Origin of the sequence: Paenibacillus sp. FSL R5-0749, assembly GCF_038595085.1 — a bacterium.
GTDB lineage: Bacteria > Bacillota > Bacilli > Paenibacillales > Paenibacillaceae > Paenibacillus.
Genome location: NZ_CP152005.1, coordinates 811,686 through 833,082, shown reverse-complemented (window position 1 = coordinate 833,082; position 21,397 = coordinate 811,686). Strand labels below are relative to the sequence as shown.

Genomic DNA, 21,397 nt, shown 5'->3' with positions numbered 1-21,397 from the left:
AGACACCTACAAACTCGACAACAAAAAAAGCCAACCCTGTTGGCTTCTCTCATTTCCCTATCCACAGTTCCCTGTATCCACAGGAATATCTTCTTTTGGTTTATCATTCCACGGATGGCTATCCACATATCCAGCCTGTCCACACGTTCATGCACAGGCGTCTCTTGATTTTGGTTGTATAATTGTCCACATATCCCGATATTCACACAGTTATGAACAGTTTGTCTGGTAACCCCGGATTCGTACGGGATCACTTCTCTTTTTAGAAAATAATCCAGTACAGCAATCCTGCCAGTCCAGCAGTGATTGGAATCGTAATGAACCACGTAATAATGATACGTCCAGCAAGTCCCCATTTCACAGCAGAGAAACGTTTTGCGGAACCCACACCCAGAATAGCTGATGTGATCGCGTGCGTTGTACTAACTGGAAGGTGAAGCAACGTTGCTGTGAAAATAACGGAAGCAGCTGACAGATCGGCGGCAAAACCGTTAATCGGTTCAATTTTAAAGATTTTGGTACCCATCGTTTTGATGATTTTCCAACCACCAATGGATGTACCCAGAGCCATCGCGGTTGCTGCTGAGATTTTAACCCACAGCGGCACTTCCAGATGATCTTGTACACCTGCTGCAACCAAAGCAAACGTAATAATACCCATTGCTTTCTGTGCATCATTCGTACCATGTGTGAAAGCTTGCAGTGCTGCCGTGAAAATCTGTACCGTACGGAAACCTTTATTCACGTTATGCGGACTGCGTTTGGCAAAAATGTATTTGAGAATCGTCATGACCACATAACCGATGGCAAATGCGATTAGAGGTGATAATAGCAAACCTCCGACAATATCAATGAACCCGCTCCACTTCACTTTATCGGAACCTGCGCCAACGAGCACGGCACCAGCAAGGGCTCCAATCAATGCGTGTGATGAAGAAGACGGAATACCAAACCACCATGTAACCAGGTTCCAGATAATCGCAGCGATCAAGGTGACTATGACGACCTCGATCCCGTTATCTAGCGTGGTGGGGTCGGTTACACTCCCCCCAATCGTCTTCGCGACGCCTGTAAACATCATCGCACCGACAAAGTTCATTACCGCTGCCAAAAGGATCGCGCGACGTGGCGTTAGTGCCCGTGTCGATACTGAAGTAGCAATGGCATTGGCCGTGTCGTGAAAACCGTTGATGAAGTCAAACGCCAGTGCAAGGAAGACGACTATACCTAATACCCAAATCGTTGTTTCCATTATTCTCTGGCTCCTTAAGAATTACGCATGATGATGGATTCGAGCACATTTGCTACGTGTTCACAAGCATCCGTTGTTGTCTCAAGACGTTCGTAAATTTCCTTACGTTTGATCAATTCAATCGGATCAGGAACGGTAGCGAAAAGGTTCTTGATACACATGCGCAACACTTCATCACCCTGATTTTCCAGATCATTCAATCGAATCGTGTACTCACGAATCGCCAGCAATTTTTTCTGAGACAGCAAATGAATAGCCTTCTGAATTTCGTAAGCCGATTGGCGCAAAATTTCAGCAAATTGCACGATATATTCGTCAGGATCCGTCAGTTGGTACATATAGAAACGGGAAGCCGTTGCTTCGAGTCCGTCCAATACGTCATCAAGTGTTGTTGTCAGCTCCATAATATCATCGCGTTCGATCGGCGTGATAAACGTTTTGTTGAGTTCCGTAATGATTGTGTGCACATAGTCATCACATTGGGACTCGTACTTCTTCATTTCATTGGCAAAAAGAGTCACATCCTGAAGGTTGGAAACATGCTGGGAGAAATAATCTGCCGCTTGAACAACCGTATCTGCCATGTTCTCCAGTGTCTCAAAAAATATATCCTTCTTCTTCTTAAGCTTCATAGCCCTATCCCCTTTACGGAAAAAATTGCCGATAACCGATGAAACATGAAATGACAACCTTTGATATCTTATCATATTTGTTTCATGGTTTGTACAAAAGGTGTGATCCTTTTTTATATTCTTATCACATTAATCTGAAATGAATCTTAATTATTTGGAATAATGGTAAATTCAAGTCAAGATTTTACACTGCGTTTACAATTCGACATCCAAAGACAGAATCGACACGATTCTATTTTTCACGCTAAGATACAATATAACGCCTTTTCGATAACAAAATGCATACCTGTTTCATTGTTTTCTTTCATTACATCCTTCATTGCTGCACAGCCAGCTTCACATGACTGGAGAATTCCGGTTGATTGGGAACAATGCTGATAAAGGTTTTACCCGGCACAAGAGCCACTTCACTGCCATCCTGAACAAACCGGATAATATCCCCCTGTTTCTTCAACCACTGCCCACGAATCATTTTTCCCTTCTGGAACAACATGGCTTCCCCGCCCTGTTCCAAATTGACGGACAACCGACCTACACTATCGAGCACCTTGTGATCTGCACCTGCCACAATGATATTCGCTGCGCCAAGTGCAGTCCCATTATCCAGATCCTGATCTGCTTTACCATTCACCATTCTCATATATCGTCCGCTAACTTCATCATAATCATACGTCACCCGGTAACTATCCAATAAATAATGGATGTCGAATTGCTTCACTGCCTCTCCTGCGGATGTCGCGCCTTCTTCGTTATAGATGTAAACGGGGGATTTAAACTCATGGCTGTAACCCTTGATGTCTGCCCCTTCTCTTAATTTGTCCGCTGAAGTATACAGATTGTGTGGCGCTTTACGATCCTTGGAACGCCAGAAGTAAGGTCCACCATTCGAGATTTCATCCATATGCTGTTTCTGCTGCCTTTGCAAAATGGAATATGCCTCCGGACTGCCTCCGGCATGAACAAGCACCCCATCGTAACTCTCGCCAAGCTCAATCAGATATGGACGTATACTGCGAACAGGTCCAACCGTCTCAGCACCGCCTTCACTCTGGAAGATGGCTATAAACCGGGTAATGCCTCCCTCTGCGAGGATTTCAAGAATGATATCGGCGGAACTCAGACCCGATTGGGGCCGAGCCGCTGGTGCATTATTAATCATGACGGCAAGGGGACGACGCGTAATCGCTTCATCTACAGGCAGACCTGTAAGAGGTGCTGTGTAGAGTGAAGCGTTGGACTCCTCCACAGTCTGTTCTTCTTGTACAGGTGCAGGTGTCGGTTCTGGCTGAAGTGGCATCTGAGACGTCTCCTGGTTTTGGCAGGCAACAAGGCTCAATGAGAGAATTAACAGGGATGCAGCCGATGCTGCTTTGTTCCATTTAAAAAGCTTCAATATAGGACCTCCTGAACGATATGGCCTGGTTCTAAGTTGTGATATATGTCTCATGTGGGCAACCATTTCACGTATTTCTTTCCATTTAATCACACCCCATCCGATTTGTCTGCGCCCTGAAGGCCTTGATACAGCGTGAAATTCATATTTGAAACAGTGAATAGCGAGAAAAATATGTCCTAAATGTGAACTTCTCAAACCTTACTTAAAATTTGAACTAGATTGTGATTTTAATCACAAACAAAACGACTTTTGGACTATACAATAAAGACATCAAAGGTGATCACTTAGAAAAAACAAAAACAACACACACTAGATTCCATGAAGGAGTGGTTCATATGTTCAGCTTCAACCAATGGCTTAGAGAAAACAAAGTGGCAATGTGGATTTTGACAGTACTTCGGGTGTATATCGGTTACGATTGGATGACTCACGGATGGGGCAAATTGACTGGCGGATTCCAAGCTGGCGGGTTCCTCGCCGGGGCAGTCGGTAAAGCAACGGGTGAAAATCCAACAGTTCAAGCATGGTGGGGAACGTTCCTTGAAAAATTCGCAGTACCAAACGCAGGATTGTTCGACTTCATCATTCCGCTTGGTGAATTCCTTGTAGGTGTAGGACTCATTCTCGGATGCTTCACAACACTGGCTGCGCTGATGGCTCTCGTGATGAACTTCGCGTTCCTCTTCTCGGGTACAGTAAGCACGAACGCTCAACTGGTTCTGATGCAAATCTTCCTAGTAGTTGCTGGTGCAAATGCAGGTAAAATCGGTCTGGATCACTGGGTACTGCCTTACCTTCGCGGATTGATCACTCGTAACAAAGGTAATCACCCAAAAGACACACCAACGATTAGCCCAACTCATAAAACAGCTTAAACAATAATCAACAACGCTGCCGCCCTGCTCTCCATCCCCCGGAGAGCAGGGCTTTTTGCTTTTCAAGATATCCTGAATGTCCTGACTGACTTGCCCATCCACAGAATATCATATTATGATGAACATAAAGTTGAACTTTAAAGGAGTACACGATATGCCGACCCAGCGACGTCTTGAGACCGATGCAGACTTCCAGGAAGCCATGAATATGAAGTATAAGGTTCGAGTTTTTAAAGATAATCACCAGATTGACTCGGGTGGCATTATTATCCGTTTTGACAGCAATACCGTAGTTGTACAATCCAGTGTCAGTGAACTTGCTTATCATTCGCGTACAGACTGTGAATTGTTCGAAATTCGCAAATAAAGATCCATTGCATGCATAAGTCCTCGTATTGAAAAAAGGTTCCTTTAGCCCATCAAGGGTCTAAAGGAACCTTCTTTTATTTATATATTGTAATGGTATACATTAACACATGTTATCCGTACCCAACTGGTTTCTGACACCATATTCAGGCTGTTGTCTGTTCCAAGTTACACGCCGTCTCCAAACTGCCAACAGTTCAAACTGAGTGTTCCATAAGGGTAAGACTGGAATAGACGCTTCGCTGATCGGGACATATCCGCTGTACCCATCGCGTAGAACAAAGGCGCAAGGTGTTCTGTCCCATACGACGGCACTGCCATACGTGCATGAGGGGCTTTTTTCTCATATTGAAACAGTTCTCTTGTGTTCCACTGCTCCAAGCGATCCCCAATCCAGTTATCAAATTCCACCGCCCACTCCTGCGGTTCATCCGTATCGCCCAACATACGTAAATTGTGAACCGTTCCACCGCTGCCAATGATCAGCACATCATCATGACGCAGCTGTTCCAGCATTCGGCCAATATCATACTGTTCCTGCGGCGTACGCAGCGAGTCTACAGATACAGCAATCACAGGGATATTCGCTTCGGGATACATATGGAGCAACGGTACCCATACGCCATGATCCAATCCTCGGCCTCGAATCGGCTGATGCGCAAGATTGCTACGGGTGAACAAAGCACATATCTCGTTCGCCAGATCTGGCTGCCCGGATGCAGGGTATTCCATCGTATACATCGTAGAAGGAAATCCATAAAAGTCATGCAAGGTCTGATGTGTATCATCCATCGTCACGGACGGTTCAGGACAATCCCAATGTGCCGTAAATACGACAATGGCTTTCGGAGCCGGCAGCCTGTCTCCAAGCTGGTTCAAGAAGTGAGTGTAGTCATTGCTCTCCACCGCCAGAGCGGGAGAACCATGCGCAATGAAAAGTGCGGGTAATGTCATTGCTGCCAACCTCCAGACACGGATAGAATGCTTACTCTTCTATTTTACCCCTAAGAAGGCGCTTTTCCAAGCTGACATCCCCAAACCGTTGCAATCCTGCCATTTATATCATCCAGTGCTGCCAATCCTGCTCGATCTTTTGACGTTCACCCAGCCACTCTCTGGTACGCGTAATTAGCTGTTCCCGCTCTTTACCTGAAGAGAAGGTATGATCGCCCTGGAAGATGATCTCCTTGTCGCAACGCCCTTCCTGACGCATCCAGAATACCTTTTGATACAGGAATGCGTAATCTACAGGAATAATCTCATCTGACGTGCCATGCATGACGAGAACATCACCGCTAAACTTGACTGCTTCCTGGAATGGTTGATGTTCAGCGAGAGATTCGAAGAAGGTAGGTGTGAATTTGTATCCAAGATAATCAGCCGCACCCAGTTTCACGCCTTCATCGTAGACTTCCCGTCCCGTAATCTTCACGATATCATTGAATGGATAACCCACGGAGGACCACATCACCAGATTCTTGACACGTTTATCGCGCACAGCTGTTAGTAATGCAACGGCACCACCCAGACTATGACCAATCAGCGTTACGCGTGTAGGATCTACATCACTGCAATTCACCGCGTAATCCAGCACCGAGCGTGTCTGCAGCACCATGGACTCCAGTCCCTCCGCTCCATACTCCCCACTGCTCTCTCCGCAACCGATATAATCGAAACGCAGAACCAGATAACCGTCTTCAGCCAGCTCACGGGCAGTCTTTACAAACAAACGGTCCACACCGATCCGACTACCCACGAAACCGTGGCAGATGACTGCCAAAGGTACGCGCTGCTGACTCTTCTCCTCCTTGATATCTTTCACAACCGGATAGTGAATCGTGGCTGTTAATTCTTCCTGTCCATGACGGATACTGATCTGACGTTCCATACCGATTTCCCCTTTCCACGCTTAGCCTGTTAAGTTTCATTTATTAAATATATATAATCCGATAAGTTTAGTGTGTATTAAGATGTTATTCATATATTATCATCCCGTAACCTGCAAGTCAACGTAAGGAAGGACCCTTTCTATGTCGAATGCCAGTCTTCATTTTATCGGATGATAAGCGCAAAAAAATGAGCCATGCTGATGACAGCTGGCCCGGATATCTTTTATCTTTTTGGAATTCAAACCAAGGGTTGCAGGATCGTTATTCGTAGCTTCTGCGGAACATCTCGTGGGTCTCCACCCGTCCATTCCACTCATGCTCATGACCCGAATCACTATTGTCCCAGAAACTTCTCCCCCTCAAATTCCCATCTGTCAGTTCTTCTGCATACTCCGTGTCCTCCAGATTCTCCTCAAAGGATACAACCTCGTCCACAACTCCACGGGAGTTGCTGTTCAGTAGCAGCTTACGCGTCAAATCTGTTTGTTTGTCCATAACAAGCACACTCCAATCTTGGATTTCTGTTGGAAATGCTACTATTGTGATGGAATTGGCTGCTCTTTATGCATACTTCACACAATCGTTAGATCTGTGATGCCTGAGGTATTTTTTCACATGAATGGGGGAAAATAAACGAACAATCATTGGCAGCATATGCCTCGGAATCCTTCTGCCGAAAGGAATGAATTCATGGAACATTTATTGGAATGGATTCAACAACACGGTAAACTGGTACTGTTATGCACCTGTGTCATTCTGGCCTGTGTGGGCATCTGGGCCAACCATGAGCAGCTTTTTAATAAGGAATGACTTTGCGAAACGAGAGCCCTTCCCGTATACTAAAATACCGTCAGGGTCTTCAGATAACTGGAAGATCAGAACGTGTGTAGACAGGGGGAGCAATCATTGGGGATTTCCTATAAGAAACTGAAAGAAATACAGAATCGGCAAATAACCGAGATGAGTCGTATGACACCTGAACATGTGAAATTGTATGACGAGATCAGCACCATTGCGCGTCATGCACCAGCGGACGAGAGAACACAGGAAGAATGGATTCTCTCCGCAGGAAAAGCAATCGTGCAGGCTCAGCGGGATAACAAACCCGCACGCGAGCTATACGGACCTGATCTGGAACAAGACATCCATGCACAGCTCGGGATAACAGATACAGCACCGAAGAAGACGGCTGCCACTGAGGTGGGTACATCCACTCCAACCCGTGGTCAGAATGCATCAGCTTCATCGAAAAAGAAAGCCAACGATGCTGAACCACAGCCAGCGGAGAATGCCGAGCCAGCGAAACGGACACCAAAGTGGTATGCCATGATCGCATGGGCCGCACTGTCTTTTGTCATGCTGATCCAAGGATGTGCAGGATTGTTCGTGGGTTGGAATGGTGGAGACACGGAACCATTCCAACACATCAGTCTGTTCTCTCTGATCGTTGCAGCCGTTGGCGGAATCGCATTGGTAGAGATGCTCCGCCGCCTTGCTGAGCGACCAGACGATGAAGGAGCGGACCGAAATAAGGTACCTAAGCTCAATATTCGGGGGATCGTCATCTACATCGTAGTCGTGGTACTCGTGCTGTTTGTCGGGTATCCGCTCCGTGATAAACTTCCGGTATTTGCACTAGCTCCATGGGTGAGTGCAGTGATCGGCATTGTGGGGCTTGCTACGTTACGGCCTTTATTCGGTCAAAAGAAAACAGCATAACACGTTATATCATGGATTAAGGGGCCTTAGGGGTCCCTTTTTCATGTTCTGACGAAATAACGCTTCTGACTAATAGATACACGTAAAAGGGTCACGGGAACACTTTACGAATTCGTGAGGTCTTTTTCCATTTGGAGCTGGTGCCGATGTTTGATTCCTTTGCCTGGTGTTTCTCCAAACTCCCGCTTGAACATCCGGATAAAATAGTTCACTTCCATGCCGATGTTCTCTGCCGCCTCTCGCACGCTTGCACTTGGATGCTTGTTCAACCAGTCCGAAGCCTTCTGCAACCGCAATCGCTGCATATATTGATGTCCTGTCACGCCATAATGATGATGAAACAATCGATTGAGATGCTGCACCGAATAACCCACTGCGTCAGCGACATGCCTCAATAACAGGTCATCCTGATAATGTGTATGCATCAATGCTACTGCCCGGATGAGTGCCTCCTTGCCCATATCGGACTCCCGATTCGAACCGGTTACTATCTCCTCCTGCACCATAGATGATCCAATATCCACACGACCGACATCCGATGCAATTTTTGATTGTGCTATATCCAAAATGAGCTGGTAGATCAGAGTTGATGTGTTCCACATCTCCGTTGCTCCTTGATCCAGCGCGTGCCAGAGATCTGCTAACCGCGACCAGATGAATTCAAAACTGGAGATGGAATACGGCTCGTTCTGAAGCAAACCTGCGCTATGAAGTACCGATCCAGCAGATGCACCGCCAATACCGATATAACCAAGTTCTTCTTTGGATTTGGAATGAGGCACATACTCATGCGCAACCTCGGGTTCCACGATGAATAACTGCCCTGCTCCCATCGTCCACGTCCCTTTTCCCGGAATCCTGAACTGCCCTTCACCACCCCGTGACAAAAACAACTGATACACCGGAAATCCATCCGGTCTATGCAGAACTTTCGCTTCCTGCGTGCCCACACAATACAGGTACAGTGGCAACCGGGAATCCGGCTGGCCCGTCAAACGAAACGCAAGCATTCCATCATTCCTTTCGGCTCATAGGCTTCTAGCTTATTCCTTCTATTATCTATCGGGTTGTCCTATTGCAGCAATGGTCTAAGGAACCTTTTTGGCGACAAGATTTTCAAAACGCAAGTTTGAAATTTATGCTAAACGATCGTTCTTCAGGCATATTGAAAACTCCCCTTCCAGTAGGAAAGGGAGTCCGAGTTTACTGCAGTTTAGATTTTTACGCTCAGCTCTGTGGTGTTTGGACCTCACTCGATGCAGGTGGATTGGTAGAAGACGTCTGATCCTGTGTAGGTGCAGGTGTAGACTGAGCCTTCTCAAGCTTGAATGTATCCGATGGGCCCGAAAGTGTATGTTTATTTGTTGTTGTATCTCCAGCAACGGAAAGAATGTACACCTTGTAGTCACTTCCTTCCACCAGATTCGTTCCTGTTGAATCTATAGCCGTTGTAGTTAAAGTCACTTCAACCACTGCAGGATTTCCAATTTGGTAACTGGTGTTAGAGGTTGCTGTTGTAACATCCAAACTATCTGTTCCTTTAACAATAAAGAGTCGATATTCAGAAATTCCAGTTCCAGGATTAGGTTTAATAAAGGTAAGCTTATAACTCGCCTCGTCTACTGTACCGGAATTCTGCAAACCCGTAATAGTGGCAGCCTGAACAAATGTTGGTTGTGCATAGATATTAAATTCATTGGATGCCGGTGATAGATTAGATGCGCGAGATGTATTGTTGGACAGGGACATAACAAACACTTTGTATTTCTGTCCAACAATTAGAGCTTTTCCGTTAATGTCAGGGTACCCACCATTAAGTACGATAGGCGTGCCTGCTCTACTTAAATCTAGGTCGTTATAAGAACCTGAATTAAGACCAAGCGCTGAGCTTACAGTGAAACCATTTACCTGATTCGAAGGCACGATGAAAATACGATATTTAGCAATTCCCGTTTCATTTGATGCTTTATCAAAATTAATAGTTACATCAGAAGGGTCACTTGCCTGTTGCCCCTGATCTTTGACGGTTACATTCACTTTACTCACTGCTGTCACGGCAGTAGCTGAAGTTAGAGTAATGGCACCGGAAGGCGATGACAATGCATTTGCCAGAGAAGCATTGTTATTCACGGCCATCACATATACTTGGTAGGCCACATCATTACGAATCGGTTCGTTATCCACTGTTCTTGAGCTACTTGTTAAAGTAACAGTCTGATTAGCTCCTGTTTTACTGACGGTTCTGTAATACGCGCTGCTCACACCATTCGCTATGTTCAGATTAAACGTGCTGCCCGCTTTCACCACAAACACCCGATAATGATTCACATTCGTCTCATCCGCGGATTTATTAAATGTCACACGCAAATCACGGCCATCTCCGTTATCACCAATATCCGTTGCACCCACATTGCTCGGAGCCGTTATAGCCGCGTTCTGTGTCAGCGTAATTTGGGAAGAGTAACCAGACAACGCATTCTGACTGGAGTTTCCGTTGTTATTCACCGACAGCACGAATACCCGATAAGCAACGTTATTGGTAATCGTGTAACCATTAGTGTCTACCGCATAGTTCGGAAGCGTAAAGGACAGGTTACCACCCGTTTTGTTCACCTGTGTGTAGTTGCTTGACGCATTAGCTGCGCTCAACGTAAAGCTGCCCACATTAGCGGAACGAACGACATATACACGGTAGGCAGAGATTCTGGATTCATCCGCAGCTTTGTTGAACGAAACCCGCAGATCACGACCATCACCGTAGTCACTAATATCCGCAACAGCCAGGTTGCTGATAACTCCCGCATTACCGTTCGTTGTAAGTCTCAGCACAGTGGAGGAAGCTGACAGCGCATTGGTGTATCCATTTTGCTGATTGCCCACTGCCATCACGTAGATGCGATAATCTTGCAGATTCGTTACATTATAACCACTTGTATCCTTCATGGATGAAGGCAATGTCGTTGTAATGTTGTTGCCTGTTTTGTTCACCGTATAATACAGACTGGAGGACAGATTGCTTGCTGTCGTCAGATTGAAGCTGCTGGCAACCGAGTTGCGCACCACGAAGACGCGATAGTTCGCCACCTTGGACTCATCCGATGAACGGTTGAAACTCACTTGAATGTCACGACCATCTCCATAATCCGAGTTGTCTCTCACCTGCGTAATTACCGGAGACGTTGCTGTGTTCAATGACAATGTAAGTGAAGAAGATGCTGCGGACAGCTTGCTGTCTGTTGTTGTATTTGTGCTTACAGACAAGATGTATACTACATATGCTGTACCGCTCTTAATCAATTCGCCGGACGTATCCCGAGTCGAAGAAGTCAGCTGACTTTTGACCGCAGCGGTGTTGCCTTTGTATATAATCGTGGAGTTTGCACTGGACACTTTGTTCGCTGCAGCCAGATTGAATGCAGAAGAATCCTTCGCTTTAACAACAAATGCACGATAATACGTAATGTTCGATGTCGTGCTCGGCTGTGTGAAGTTGATCTCCAGATCGCGGCCATCGCCATAGTCACTAATATCTGCGGCACGCAGACTTGTAACTGCCTGTACTGTGGATTTCACAATATTGAGCTTCAATGCCTGGGAAGACCAGTTCAATGCATTTTTATAATTATTGCTGCTGTTACCAACAGTTAGAACATACAGGCGATACGTTTCATTGCTATTGAGCAAATCCCCGTTTACGTCACGCGTCTGTGCATTAAGCGTCAGTTTCGGGTTGCTGCCATTCGGTGTTACAGATGTATAGTTCGCAGAAGGTACGGCCGATGCTGCCGACTCCGTGAAGGTATTCACATCGCGTGTTTTCACCAACATAATCCGGTAAGCAGAGACCGCCTTCTCCGACGTTGGACGTGTGAAGCTCACGGTCAGGTCACGACCATCCCCGTTACTTCCGGATACCGAACCATAGATGTTCCATGCAGCATATTGTGTCTCGTCCACTGGTGGCGTTGCCGTTGTCTTGATATCTACACGCTGATTGCGCGAGTTCCAGAATACTTTCTCTCCAAAAGCTTCACTGACAAAACGAATCGGAACCATCGTGTTGCCCTTAATCGTGTTTGCAGGTACATCCAGCGATATCGCTTCCCCGTTGATGTATGCCGTTTTGGAACCGAGTGTCAATGTAACTTCCTGATCGTCGCGAGTTGCAACAATCGTTTTGGTTCTGTTTGTGTACTGTACCTTCGCATCCAATCCTTCAAAAATTGACCGCAGCGGAACCAGTACGCGCCCACCTTTCATCACAGGTGCCTGAGCAGATGATAACTCTGCATCATTAATATATATGCTGATCCTCGCAGCTGCATCCATAACCGACGTTGGAAGTGCGGACATCAGCATGGCCGATACAGCCAGCGCTGACATTACCTTCTTCACTTGTGTTCCTCCTGCTTTCCTCATATCCCATATCCCCATTCTCGCATGTAGTTAACATCGAAATAGATTCGTTGTTCTTTTCATTCATTCCTGTATTTACCTGTGCACAACTAAGACGTTCAGATCAGCTCAAAAGTTTCCAGTTGTACAAAAAATATTTTCGCAGAAATCTTCCTCTATCTTCCACCCTCCAAAAGTTAAAAATAACAGAAGAATTTGTCACTATTCCGCAACCTCATCCTGCCCCAATTGCGTTAATGTATAGTGACTAGTGAACAACGCCTATCATTTTCTTAACTACGGGGAGGTTCATATCTATGACATCATCGTTCCAATCTGCCAAACGTAAAGGCATGCGTACTTTTATTACTGCAACCGCCGTCCTTATGCTGCTCCAATCGGCTGTCGCTCCATTATCCGGAGTTGCTTCTGCCGCTTCTTCCAGTACAGATTCCAAAGTCACAACTGCCAGTTCAACAACCATATATCAAACATTTCAGTCCATACTCTACAAAAAGAACGGACTGCCTGCCGCGGATACTTATCTCGAATCTCATATCAAAAAAGTAACAAAACATCACGCCACCCTGATGGTGCTTCAATTGGAGAATGCTCGCCTGAAGGCGCTGAGTGCCATGACGGACCGCCTGCTCGTTCCTAACGTTCAGGACAAGATGCTCAAGGCATACAAGATGAATGATAGCTTCACCAAACTCATAGAGCGTACCCAGGACTCCGATCTGCGTGCACTGCTAAAAGAAGCCCGTGACAGTGGCTACCGCCTCGTCATGCTCGAAGGCTCCCTCTATCCCATAATGAATTATGCGGCATTCGTGAAATATTCATCTGATATTACAGCAGATATCTCAAGCTATATCAGTATCATGACGAAGGAAACGAAAAAATTGCCTGCGGATGACGGAGCTCTAATCATTGGCTATCAGGAAATTCTCCTTCGAGCACTCAGCCAGGAAAAATTCTTGGAACTCTATCCGAAATCAAATCGGGCCAAGCAGGTGCATAATCTGTTAAACAGTTATACCATGTATACTTTTTATGGGCTGAACAATACACCGCTGTTTGATTATGACACGAACAAAATGGTTGCGAACGCCCAAAGAGGCTACATCGGCGTCTTGCAGCGTCTTGCATCCGTTGATAGTGAGTTCCTGACTAAGCTGGATGCCTTTATGGACGTGGTGAAAGAATCGAAGTATGAGAAAACGGCTGCTGTCGAGAAATGGCTGGAGCAGCATGTGCCGGTCAGTGATTATGCCAATTAATGAGTCAATGCGCTCTTTTCCCATATTAACATTGAGGCCTAAATATTTAGGGTACGTTACAACATCTCATTACGACAAAAAACCGCCACAGGATCTCCCTGTAGCGGTTTCTTCTTGGTTTCTTACTCTATTGAAGTGGCTTGACCATATGATTATACTCATGTCCTGCGATGACAATGACATCGTCTTTGACATATCCCTGCCGTTCATAGAGCATTAGCGCACGGCCGTTGTCCCGTTCTACAATCAGGGATACCTGCGAGTGACCCAGATCTCTGCCCTGCTGCTCAAAAGCAGCCATCAGTGCCCGGCCGATGCCCTGCCCCTGATAAGCTTCACTTACCGAGAGAGTATCCAGATAATACTCACCCGGGCGGGTTTCTTTAACCAAAGCATACTTCTCATCCCGACTTCGTCCAGGGCGATTCAGAATCGGCTGGTCCAGATGATCCGCTTCACCGCCATCATAGGCTACGAGAATTCCCGCCACAAGTCCATCCTGCTCCATCACCGTTACGTGACGATAGCTAATCCGATTGTCTTCCTGTACATAGAACGCCTGCAAAATCTGCATCGCCTTATCATGATCCGCCTCACCCGCGAGCGCGTAAGCAATATCTCCTATCGCCTGAACCAACAATGGAATGACTTGATCTACATCTTCTATGCGCCCTGGTCTGATCAGAGGAGATGTTTCTTGGTGATCTGATTGCATACTTCATTTCACCTCCGACTGCATGTCTGACTGCCTTGTTGAATAATTCATCAGATTAACATGTTGAACAGATTCAGGTTTTTGTTCAGCTCAGTATAGGCGATACCTTTGCGGTTCATACGTTCAATGAGCGGTTGGTAATCTTCCTTGTACATCAGCTCAATGCCCACCAGGGCAGGGCCATTTTCCTTATCATGCTTCTTCGTATATTCAAACCGGGTGATATCATCATTCTTCCCTAGAACTTCCTCCAGGAATTCACGTAAAGCTCCCGCACGCTGTGGGAAATTAACCATGAAATAATACTTCAGACCTTCGTAGATGAGAGAACGTTCTTTGATCTCCTGCATCCGGTCAATATCGTTGTTCCCGCCACTAATGACACAGACCACCGTCTTGCCCACAATTTGCTCACGATACTGCTCCAGCGCCGCAACTGCCAAGGAACCGGCAGGCTCAACCACGATTGCATTTTCATTATAGAGCTCCAGAATGGTTGTGCAAGCTTTGCCTTCCGGCACTTTCACAATGTCATCAAGTATACTGCTGCAGATATCATAGGTCAGGTCGCCAACTCGCTTCACCGCTGCGCCATCCACGAATTTATCAATATCATCCAGCGTTACAACCTGTTTGCGGAACATCGCCTCACTCATGGAAGCTGCCCCAAGTGGCTCAACACCAATGATTCGTGTCTCCGGACTCACGGTTTTCATGTAGGTTCCCACACCGGCCGCCAGCCCTCCGCCACCAATCGTCACGAACACATAGTCGGCATTCTCATCGAGACTTTCCATGATTTCCATCGCTACTGTACCATTACCTGCAATAATCTTCGGTTGATCAAACGGATGGATGAACGTCATGCCCTGTTCGTCACATGCACGCATCGCTTCAGCATACGCATCATCATACGTATCCCCGATCAGCACCACTTCAACGTTGTCACCACCAAAACGTCTTACCTGTTTCACCTTTTGGTTCGGGGTTGTACTCGGCATGAAGATTTTGCCGTTAATTCCAAGGGCATTACAGCTAAAAGCGACGCCTTGGGCATGGTTACCCGCACTTGCACAGACAATACCCTTCTCCATCTCGGCTGGTGTCAGACTGCGAATCATATTATAGGCACCCCGAATTTTGAACGAGCGCACCACTTGAAGGTCTTCCCTTTTCAGATACACATTACAGTTATATTTGGCCGACAATACAGCGTCCCGCTGCAACGGCGTTCTTACAATGACCTCACGCAGCACATGATGTGCACGCACGATATCTTCCATGCCAACACTGGCACGGCCGGGATTTGTGGTTCCCGTTGGTTCTTGTTCAACTGGTTTCATGTTGTCTCCACACTCCGCTTTTATGGTCTAGCAATGTCGCGCACTGCTTTTCTTTGTATTGTATCACTTTTGTTCTGTTCTTGCGCTTGAGCTTACATCATTTATCATTCGTACAATTTCATCGATAATGACCTGAGGGTCTGTATATATAACCATATGTCCCGATTGATCTGCCCCAATCCATCTTGCATTGGATAGCTTGCCCACCGTCTGGCGATGCGCCTTGATGAGTGCAGGTCTGATTTTCCCCTCTCCCTTACCCGGTTTCGTACCCGAGATCACGCTGACTTCCAGATTATCCAGAGCCGGAGGATGTTCCAGCAGCGCTGCCATGTCAGTCAGAAATGTTTTGCCCTCCGCAAGCATCGTGCTGGCTGCTCGTAAAGTAAAATCTTCCTTGAGGTGATCCGCCGCCACATCGTCAGGCTGAATGCTTCCCGCTTTGCTGCCGAGCAACCTATATAAACCCGTACGTGCCATGATTGGAATAAGGAAACCATTGAAGGCAAAGCTCATCTTAGTAAGTTTGGAAAAATACATTTCACAATGCTCGTCTGATGGATCTACCAGAATAATGCCACGTAATCGAGACAGATGTGCAGCCGCCGCAGCCCGTACGATCGGACCTCCCCAGCTATGTCCAACCAGAATGAAAGGCCCCGGACCCAGCGCAGTCAGCAGTTCCCCAAGATCCCCTGCAATGCGTTCAAGGCTACGGGGAGCCGCGTCTACATCACTTCGTCCCGCCCCTGCCCTGTCATACACGACGGCGCGTGCATGCTCAGCAATGGCTGGTGCAACTAATCCCCAGTTCGATCTGGAGGCACCCATGCCGGATTCAAATACAACCGTAAGTTCTCCTGTTCCCCTGGACATATAATGTAATTTGCGACCATCGCGGGTCTGAACAAACGCACTTGAGCCAAACGTATGTGAGCTAGAGTTAGGATTCATATTCCCCTCCTGATTACAAGCATAATCATCTTTCACCGATCTAATTGAAAATCATTATCAATTACTCCATTATAGAATACTCCATCCTTTACCACAACCATGTTGATTCATCAATGTTACAGCCGTCCTGTCGTTTCTATCACCTTCTGTTGCGTTGCATGGATTATCCCCTATCCCACCGTTCCTTTCTCCCTCTTTTCCCTTATGCAAAAAGAAAACCCGATCCACAATCGGATCGGGTAACTGTACCAGCCACTATGCGGCTGGTCCTCACATACACCTTCTTGTTGCTTCGTGCGCAGTTCCTGCACGGATTGCACATTCGCTTAACCCAAGGATGGTTGAATACTCGGTTTAAGGCTACTGCCCCTTATCCCCGAATACCATGATCCTTGTTGTTCAGCTGCTCCAGAAGCTCGTTCATCGCTTCTTCCGTCATGGCCCCACCGCTAAACGCAACCAGTGCACGCAGTGGCATATATTTCATCATTGCATCCATCATATCTGCATGATCACCCGCATCCTCGCCACCGAACCCGCTGGCTTCCTGGAATTGTTGCAAAGCCTGTTCGAGCAGCTTTTTATGGGCCGGATCACGCTGGATATCCCCCAATGTGCTGTTACGCGTATAGGTTGGAAGGAATGTCGCTGTAGACTCTACATTCACCCGTGTTTGCACATGGATGTCCCGTGAGGAACTGCCCACTTGAATCTCGAACTCTCCAGTCTCCACATGCCAGTCCTTCATATCTACATTGTAATAGGCGAATGAACGCTTGTTTAGTGTAAAGCTCACTACTTTTGACTCTCCCGGTTCAAGCGCTACTTTGGCAAAAGCCTTCAGTTCTTTGACTGGACGAATAACTGTGCTCTCTACGTCGCTGACATATAGTTGTACAATCTCCTTGCCCGCTCTGTCTCCGGTATTAGTGACCCGAACTTGCACATTCACCTCATCCTGATCGGTCAGTTCCGTGCGATCTACCTTCAGGTCGGCATATTCAAATGTGGTATAACTCAGTCCATAACCAAACGGGAACAGGGGCTCCAGCTCTTTTTTGTCATAATAGCGGTAACCCACAAAGATACCTTCCCGATAATCGACACGATCCCCTTCGCCCGGGAAGTTCAGATAAGATGGATTATGGCTGAGTTTGGCAGGGAATGTCTCTGCCAGTTTGCCGGACGGATTCACCTCTCCGTACAACAGATCGGCTATCGCTCCACCAACCGCCTGTCCACCAAGATACGCTTCGAGCACCGCTTGCACCTTCGGCAGCCAAGGCATCTCCACTGGAGATCCGTTGCTCAGCACAACGACGACGCGTGATTGAACCTTCGCAATCTCTTCAATCAGCCGGATATGATTGTCAGGCAGGCGCAGATGGGAACGATCATACCCTTCGGATTCATAACGATCCGGCAATCCAACGAACACTACAGCGGTATCCGCTGATTGCGCTGCCTGGACAGCCTCATGCATCAATGTCTCATCCACATCATCCGCTTCAATCCGATAACCTGGGGCATAGGAGAAGGTTACACCTTCGCCAGCCACCCGTGTCATCTCTTCCACAATATCATCCACTTTGGTCGGATTAATGTGGGAACTGCCACCGCCCTGGAAGCGGGGTTTACGCGCAAATGCTCCGATTAACGCCACTTTTCCTTCACGCCCCAGCGGCAGAAGACCTTCTTCATTTTTCAGCAAAACCATACTCTCGGCTGCCACCTTGCGCGCAAGTTGGTGATGCTCATCCTTGTTATATGTAGCCCCTTCTTTCTTTTGATCAACGGCATTGAAGATCAGCGTAAGCAGACGCTCCACCGCTCGATCCAGCTTGTCCAGCGGCAATTGTCCGCTCTCTACGGCATCAATCACTTTACGCTCACCAATTCCACCACTTGTTGGCATCTCTAGTTCCAGTCCTGCCGCAAGGGCGTCTGCACGTTCATTGACCGCGCCCCAGTCGGATACCACAAGACCTTCGTGTCCCCATTCGTCTTTCAGGATGTCGGTAAGCAACCATTCATTCTCACCAGCATACGTACCGTTCACCTTATTGTAGGAACACATCACCGTCCACGGCTGTCCATCCTTCACCGCACCTTCGAAGCTCGCAAGATAGATCTCGCGCAGCGTCCGTTCATCCACCACTGCATCAATCGACATGCGCCGTTCTTCCTGATTATTGACTGCAAAGTGTTTGAGAGACGTACCCACGCCCTGACTCTGTACACCCTGAATATGACCTGTAGCCATCTGCGTGGATAACAACGGATCTTCGGAAAAGTATTCAAAATTACGTCCGCCCAGTGGGGAACGTTTAATATTCACACCCGGCCCAAGCAATACCGCTACATCCTCAGCCTGACATTCCTCACCCAAGGCTACTCCGACCTGACGCGCCAGATCCTTGTCCCATGAACTAGCCAGTCCTGCCGCAGAGGGGAAACAGGTTGCGGGCACGCTCGACGTCAGACCGAGATGATCTGCACTGCCATCCTGCTTGCGTAGCCCATGAGGTCCGTCCGTCACCATGATGGAAGGAATGCCATGACGCTCCACCCCTTTCAGATGCCAAAAGTTCAGCCCCGAGCACATACCCGCTTTCTCCTCCAGTGTCATCCGCTGTACCAGTTCCTTGATGTTACGTTCCACATTAACCCCTCCAGTTCATGATGTTAGTACAATTTACACTGCACTCCGATGACAGAACACTTCGTTTCTTCAAGTTTTTTCTGTATTTTCCGTTGTCATGTAAATCTTTAGTTGGATTTAAGTAATATAACAAGAATACATCTTCAACTATTGATTATTCAAATGTTTACCCCTTCGTCTCGCTTACATAACAGCAGCTTTTCGTTTGCTTCACAAGCCAAAAATAAAATAAAAAACAGCCCGATTTCAATTTCATCAGGACTGTTTTTTATTGCTTTAGCTTCACAATATTTGGGATTAATCATACCGCTCATTCAATAAGAAAATACCCAACTTACGCCTGTGTCTTAAACCAAGCTGCCGCAGCTTCTGCCTCGGTACGAGTCAACTGATGACCCTGACGCTCCCAATACGTGTTTACATCGGCACCTGCACCACTGAGCAGCGAAGCAAGTTCCTCAGTTTCACGTCTTGGTACAATCGGATCGTTCTCGCCTGCACCGATGAACACAGGCAGACCTTTCAGATCTGGCAATTCCAGACCACGCAGCGGTACCATTGGATGATGCAGAATTGCACCTTTGAATACATCCGCTTGATGGAAGATCAGGCTTGCCGCAATGTTGGCACCGTTAGAGTAGCCCAGTGCATACACGTTGGACCGATCGAAACCATACTCCACCGCAGCTGCATCTACAAAAGATCCCAGCTCTGCCGTACGAGCAATCAGATCTTCTTCATCAAAAATACCTTCGGCCAAGCGGCGGAAGAAACGGGGCATCCCGTTCTCCGATACGTTACCTCGCACCCCAAGTATGCCAGCTTCTGGCGCGATCATCTCGGCAAGACCGATCAGATCGTTCTCGGTTCCGCCTGTGCCATGAAGCAACAGGATTGTTGGCGCATCCGGCTGAGCACCTGCTTTATAGATATGTTTCATTGTATTAGTTGTGGTCATGATTTGGACTCTCCTTTCCATTCACGTACTTCAATTCGTGGCAACAATTGTTCAATCTGTTCGCGCTGTGGTTCATACCATTCAGGCAACATCAGTTTCTCACCCATGCTCTCTGCGGGTTCATCCCGTGCAAACCCCGGAGGATCGGTAGCCAATTCGAACAGTATGCCTCCCGGCTCCCGGAAATACACAGCGTTGAAGTATTGACGGTCAATGACTGGTGTTGGATGATACCCGGATTGTTCAAGATCCTGCTGAATTTGCTCATGCTCCGTGTAGTCTTTGGCACGCCATGCAATATGGTGAACCGTTCCGGCTCCGCCAATCCCGCGTTGAATGCCTGTAGACTGAATGTCAATGATCTGGCCAATATCGCCGCTTGCCTGTAGACGAAGGAGTCCGTTCTCTTCACCAACCTGCTCCAGACCCAGTTTGCTCACCAGTACATCCATGGTTTTCTCAGGAACGTGGCTGAACAATACAGCACCGCCGAATCCTTTGATGGCATGCTCCGGTGTCACACCGTTGAAACTCCAGCTGCTTGGCTGACCACCTTCGCGCTCAACCAGTTCAAGCAACAAGCCACCTTTATCGAAGAAACGAATGTACTGCTCACCGAATCTCGTTTTATCTTCATACGGAATGTCGAAGGAAGTAAGACGTTCTTTCCAGAAAGGCAAGCTTCCTACAGGTACCGCATATACGGTAACTCCAGTCTGACCTGAACCAATAACACCTCTTCTTGAATTCTGCTGTGGGAAAAAGGTGATGATTGTGCCCGGTGCACCCTGCTCATTCCCATAATACAAGTGATACACGTCTGGTGCATCAAAGTTAATTGTTTTTTTTACCAATCTAAGACCCAACACACCTGCGTAAAAATCAACGTTTTTCTGTGCATCGTCTACAAAAGCTGTAATGTGATGAATGCCTGAAGTTCTGAACATAATCTCCACTC

18 protein-coding genes are annotated in these 21,397 nt (G+C 47.2%); 4 read left to right on the top strand and 14 right to left on the bottom strand.

From position 1 onward, the window contains the following. Nucleotides 1-262: 262 nt before the first annotated feature. The 3 genes from MKY85_RS03825 to MKY85_RS03815 form a co-directional block, all read right to left on the bottom strand. On the bottom strand, nucleotides 263-1,252 hold the full coding sequence (locus MKY85_RS03825) for an inorganic phosphate transporter (protein ID WP_062836232.1): 990 nt from the start codon (nucleotides 1,250-1,252) through the stop codon (nucleotides 263-265). Nucleotides 1,253-1,266: 14 nt separating this feature from the next. Then, complete coding sequence (locus MKY85_RS03820; RefSeq protein WP_062836231.1) at nucleotides 1,267-1,884, bottom strand: DUF47 family protein; 618 nt, start codon at nucleotides 1,882-1,884, stop codon at nucleotides 1,267-1,269. A gap of 316 nt (nucleotides 1,885-2,200) precedes the next feature. Continuing rightward, complete coding sequence (locus tag MKY85_RS03815; protein ID WP_342571817.1) at nucleotides 2,201-3,277, bottom strand: DUF3048 domain-containing protein; 1,077 nt, start codon at nucleotides 3,275-3,277, stop codon at nucleotides 2,201-2,203. Between the two features lie 338 nt (nucleotides 3,278-3,615). On the opposite strand from MKY85_RS03815, the gene MKY85_RS03810 reads away from it, so the two are divergent. Together MKY85_RS03810 and MKY85_RS03805 are read left to right on the top strand one after the other, a co-directional pair. Then, nucleotides 3,616-4,155, top strand: coding sequence for a DoxX family protein (locus MKY85_RS03810; RefSeq protein ID WP_339239503.1), 540 nt, complete (start codon nucleotides 3,616-3,618; stop codon nucleotides 4,153-4,155). A gap of 154 nt (nucleotides 4,156-4,309) precedes the next feature. Then, nucleotides 4,310-4,522 carry a hypothetical protein gene (locus tag MKY85_RS03805; RefSeq protein WP_017690673.1) on the top strand — a complete coding sequence of 71 codons (213 nt, stop codon included), beginning with the start codon at nucleotides 4,310-4,312 and terminating at the stop codon, nucleotides 4,520-4,522. Nucleotides 4,523-4,689: 167 nt separating this feature from the next. Here MKY85_RS03805 and MKY85_RS03800 read toward each other — a convergent pair whose 3' ends face one another. The 3 genes from MKY85_RS03800 to MKY85_RS03790 form a co-directional block, all read right to left on the bottom strand. Further along, entirely contained in the window at nucleotides 4,690-5,475 is a 786-nt protein-coding gene (locus tag MKY85_RS03800; protein WP_339304153.1) for a class III extradiol ring-cleavage dioxygenase, read from the bottom strand. Nucleotides 5,476-5,578: 103 nt separating this feature from the next. Then, nucleotides 5,579-6,409 carry an alpha/beta fold hydrolase gene (locus tag MKY85_RS03795; protein WP_339239500.1) on the bottom strand — a complete coding sequence of 277 codons (831 nt, stop codon included), beginning with the start codon at nucleotides 6,407-6,409 and terminating at the stop codon, nucleotides 5,579-5,581. A gap of 262 nt (nucleotides 6,410-6,671) precedes the next feature. Next, nucleotides 6,672-6,905 carry a hypothetical protein gene (locus MKY85_RS03790; protein WP_133387380.1) on the bottom strand — a complete coding sequence of 78 codons (234 nt, stop codon included), beginning with the start codon at nucleotides 6,903-6,905 and terminating at the stop codon, nucleotides 6,672-6,674. Between the two features lie 411 nt (nucleotides 6,906-7,316). Between MKY85_RS03790 and MKY85_RS03785 the strand changes: the two genes are divergently transcribed. Beyond that, a complete protein-coding gene (locus MKY85_RS03785) occupies nucleotides 7,317-8,129 on the top strand; it encodes a hypothetical protein (RefSeq protein WP_342571816.1) in 813 nt (270 codons plus the stop codon). A 104-nt stretch (nucleotides 8,130-8,233) separates the two neighbouring features. On the opposite strand, the gene MKY85_RS03780 is transcribed toward MKY85_RS03785, so the two are convergent. Together MKY85_RS03780 and MKY85_RS03775 are read right to left on the bottom strand one after the other, a co-directional pair. Continuing rightward, nucleotides 8,234-9,139 carry an AraC family transcriptional regulator gene (locus MKY85_RS03780; protein ID WP_342571815.1) on the bottom strand — a complete coding sequence of 302 codons (906 nt, stop codon included), beginning with the start codon at nucleotides 9,137-9,139 and terminating at the stop codon, nucleotides 8,234-8,236. Nucleotides 9,140-9,356: 217 nt separating this feature from the next. Then, nucleotides 9,357-12,524, bottom strand: a complete 3,168-nt coding sequence (locus MKY85_RS03775; protein WP_342571814.1) for a copper amine oxidase N-terminal domain-containing protein — start codon at nucleotides 12,522-12,524, stop codon at nucleotides 9,357-9,359. A 317-nt stretch (nucleotides 12,525-12,841) separates the two neighbouring features. Between MKY85_RS03775 and MKY85_RS03770 the strand changes: the two genes are divergently transcribed. Then, entirely contained in the window at nucleotides 12,842-13,807 is a 966-nt protein-coding gene (locus tag MKY85_RS03770; RefSeq protein WP_342571813.1) for a hypothetical protein, read from the top strand. A 127-nt stretch (nucleotides 13,808-13,934) separates the two neighbouring features. Here MKY85_RS03770 and MKY85_RS03765 read toward each other — a convergent pair whose 3' ends face one another. The 6 genes from MKY85_RS03765 to MKY85_RS03740 form a co-directional block, all read right to left on the bottom strand. Continuing rightward, nucleotides 13,935-14,522 (bottom strand): GNAT family N-acetyltransferase, encoded by a 588-nt coding sequence (locus tag MKY85_RS03765; protein WP_342571812.1) that lies wholly within the window; start codon nucleotides 14,520-14,522, stop codon nucleotides 13,935-13,937. Nucleotides 14,523-14,572: 50 nt separating this feature from the next. Further along, nucleotides 14,573-15,865 carry a threonine ammonia-lyase IlvA gene (gene ilvA, locus MKY85_RS03760; RefSeq protein WP_339239493.1) on the bottom strand — a complete coding sequence of 431 codons (1,293 nt, stop codon included), beginning with the start codon at nucleotides 15,863-15,865 and terminating at the stop codon, nucleotides 14,573-14,575. Between the two features lie 63 nt (nucleotides 15,866-15,928). Beyond that, a complete protein-coding gene (locus MKY85_RS03755) occupies nucleotides 15,929-16,819 on the bottom strand; it encodes an alpha/beta hydrolase (protein ID WP_342571811.1) in 891 nt (296 codons plus the stop codon). 370 nt (nucleotides 16,820-17,189) lie between these two features. Continuing rightward, nucleotides 17,190-19,481, bottom strand: coding sequence for a glycoside hydrolase family 3 C-terminal domain-containing protein (locus tag MKY85_RS03750; protein WP_342571810.1), 2,292 nt, complete (start codon nucleotides 19,479-19,481; stop codon nucleotides 17,190-17,192). Between the two features lie 334 nt (nucleotides 19,482-19,815). Continuing rightward, nucleotides 19,816-20,421 carry an alpha/beta hydrolase gene (locus MKY85_RS03745; RefSeq protein ID WP_339261305.1) on the bottom strand — a complete coding sequence of 202 codons (606 nt, stop codon included), beginning with the start codon at nucleotides 20,419-20,421 and terminating at the stop codon, nucleotides 19,816-19,818. 14 nt (nucleotides 20,422-20,435) lie between these two features. Then, the gene (locus MKY85_RS03740; protein WP_339308761.1) at nucleotides 20,436-21,389 is read right to left on the bottom strand and encodes a ring-cleaving dioxygenase; all 954 of its coding nucleotides are present in this window, start codon (nucleotides 21,387-21,389) and stop codon (nucleotides 20,436-20,438) included. Nucleotides 21,390-21,397: the final 8 nt, after the last annotated feature.

Bases quoted from the DNA above. Each gene is read 5' to 3' on its own strand.
- MKY85_RS03825 (WP_062836232.1), bottom strand. From the start codon at position 1,252: ATGGAAACAACGATTTGGGTATTAGGTATAGTCGTCTTCCTTGCACTG.
- MKY85_RS03820 (WP_062836231.1), bottom strand. From the start codon at position 1,884: ATGAAGCTTAAGAAGAAGAAGGATATATTTTTTGAGACACTGGAGAAC.
- MKY85_RS03810 (WP_339239503.1), top strand. From the start codon at position 3,616: ATGTTCAGCTTCAACCAATGGCTTAGAGAAAACAAAGTGGCAATGTGG.
- MKY85_RS03805 (WP_017690673.1), top strand. From the start codon at position 4,310: ATGCCGACCCAGCGACGTCTTGAGACCGATGCAGACTTCCAGGAAGCC.
- MKY85_RS03800 (WP_339304153.1), bottom strand. From the start codon at position 5,475: ATGACATTACCCGCACTTTTCATTGCGCATGGTTCTCCCGCTCTGGCG.
- MKY85_RS03795 (WP_339239500.1), bottom strand. From the start codon at position 6,409: ATGGAACGTCAGATCAGTATCCGTCATGGACAGGAAGAATTAACAGCC.
- MKY85_RS03790 (WP_133387380.1), bottom strand. From the start codon at position 6,905: ATGGACAAACAAACAGATTTGACGCGTAAGCTGCTACTGAACAGCAAC.
- MKY85_RS03780 (WP_342571815.1), bottom strand. From the start codon at position 9,139: ATGCTTGCGTTTCGTTTGACGGGCCAGCCGGATTCCCGGTTGCCACTG.
- MKY85_RS03770 (WP_342571813.1), top strand. From the start codon at position 12,842: ATGACATCATCGTTCCAATCTGCCAAACGTAAAGGCATGCGTACTTTT.
- MKY85_RS03765 (WP_342571812.1), bottom strand. From the start codon at position 14,522: ATGCAATCAGATCACCAAGAAACATCTCCTCTGATCAGACCAGGGCGC.
- ilvA (WP_339239493.1), bottom strand. From the start codon at position 15,865: ATGAAACCAGTTGAACAAGAACCAACGGGAACCACAAATCCCGGCCGT.
- MKY85_RS03755 (WP_342571811.1), bottom strand. From the start codon at position 16,819: ATGAATCCTAACTCTAGCTCACATACGTTTGGCTCAAGTGCGTTTGTT.
- MKY85_RS03745 (WP_339261305.1), bottom strand. From the start codon at position 20,421: ATGAAACATATCTATAAAGCAGGTGCTCAGCCGGATGCGCCAACAATC.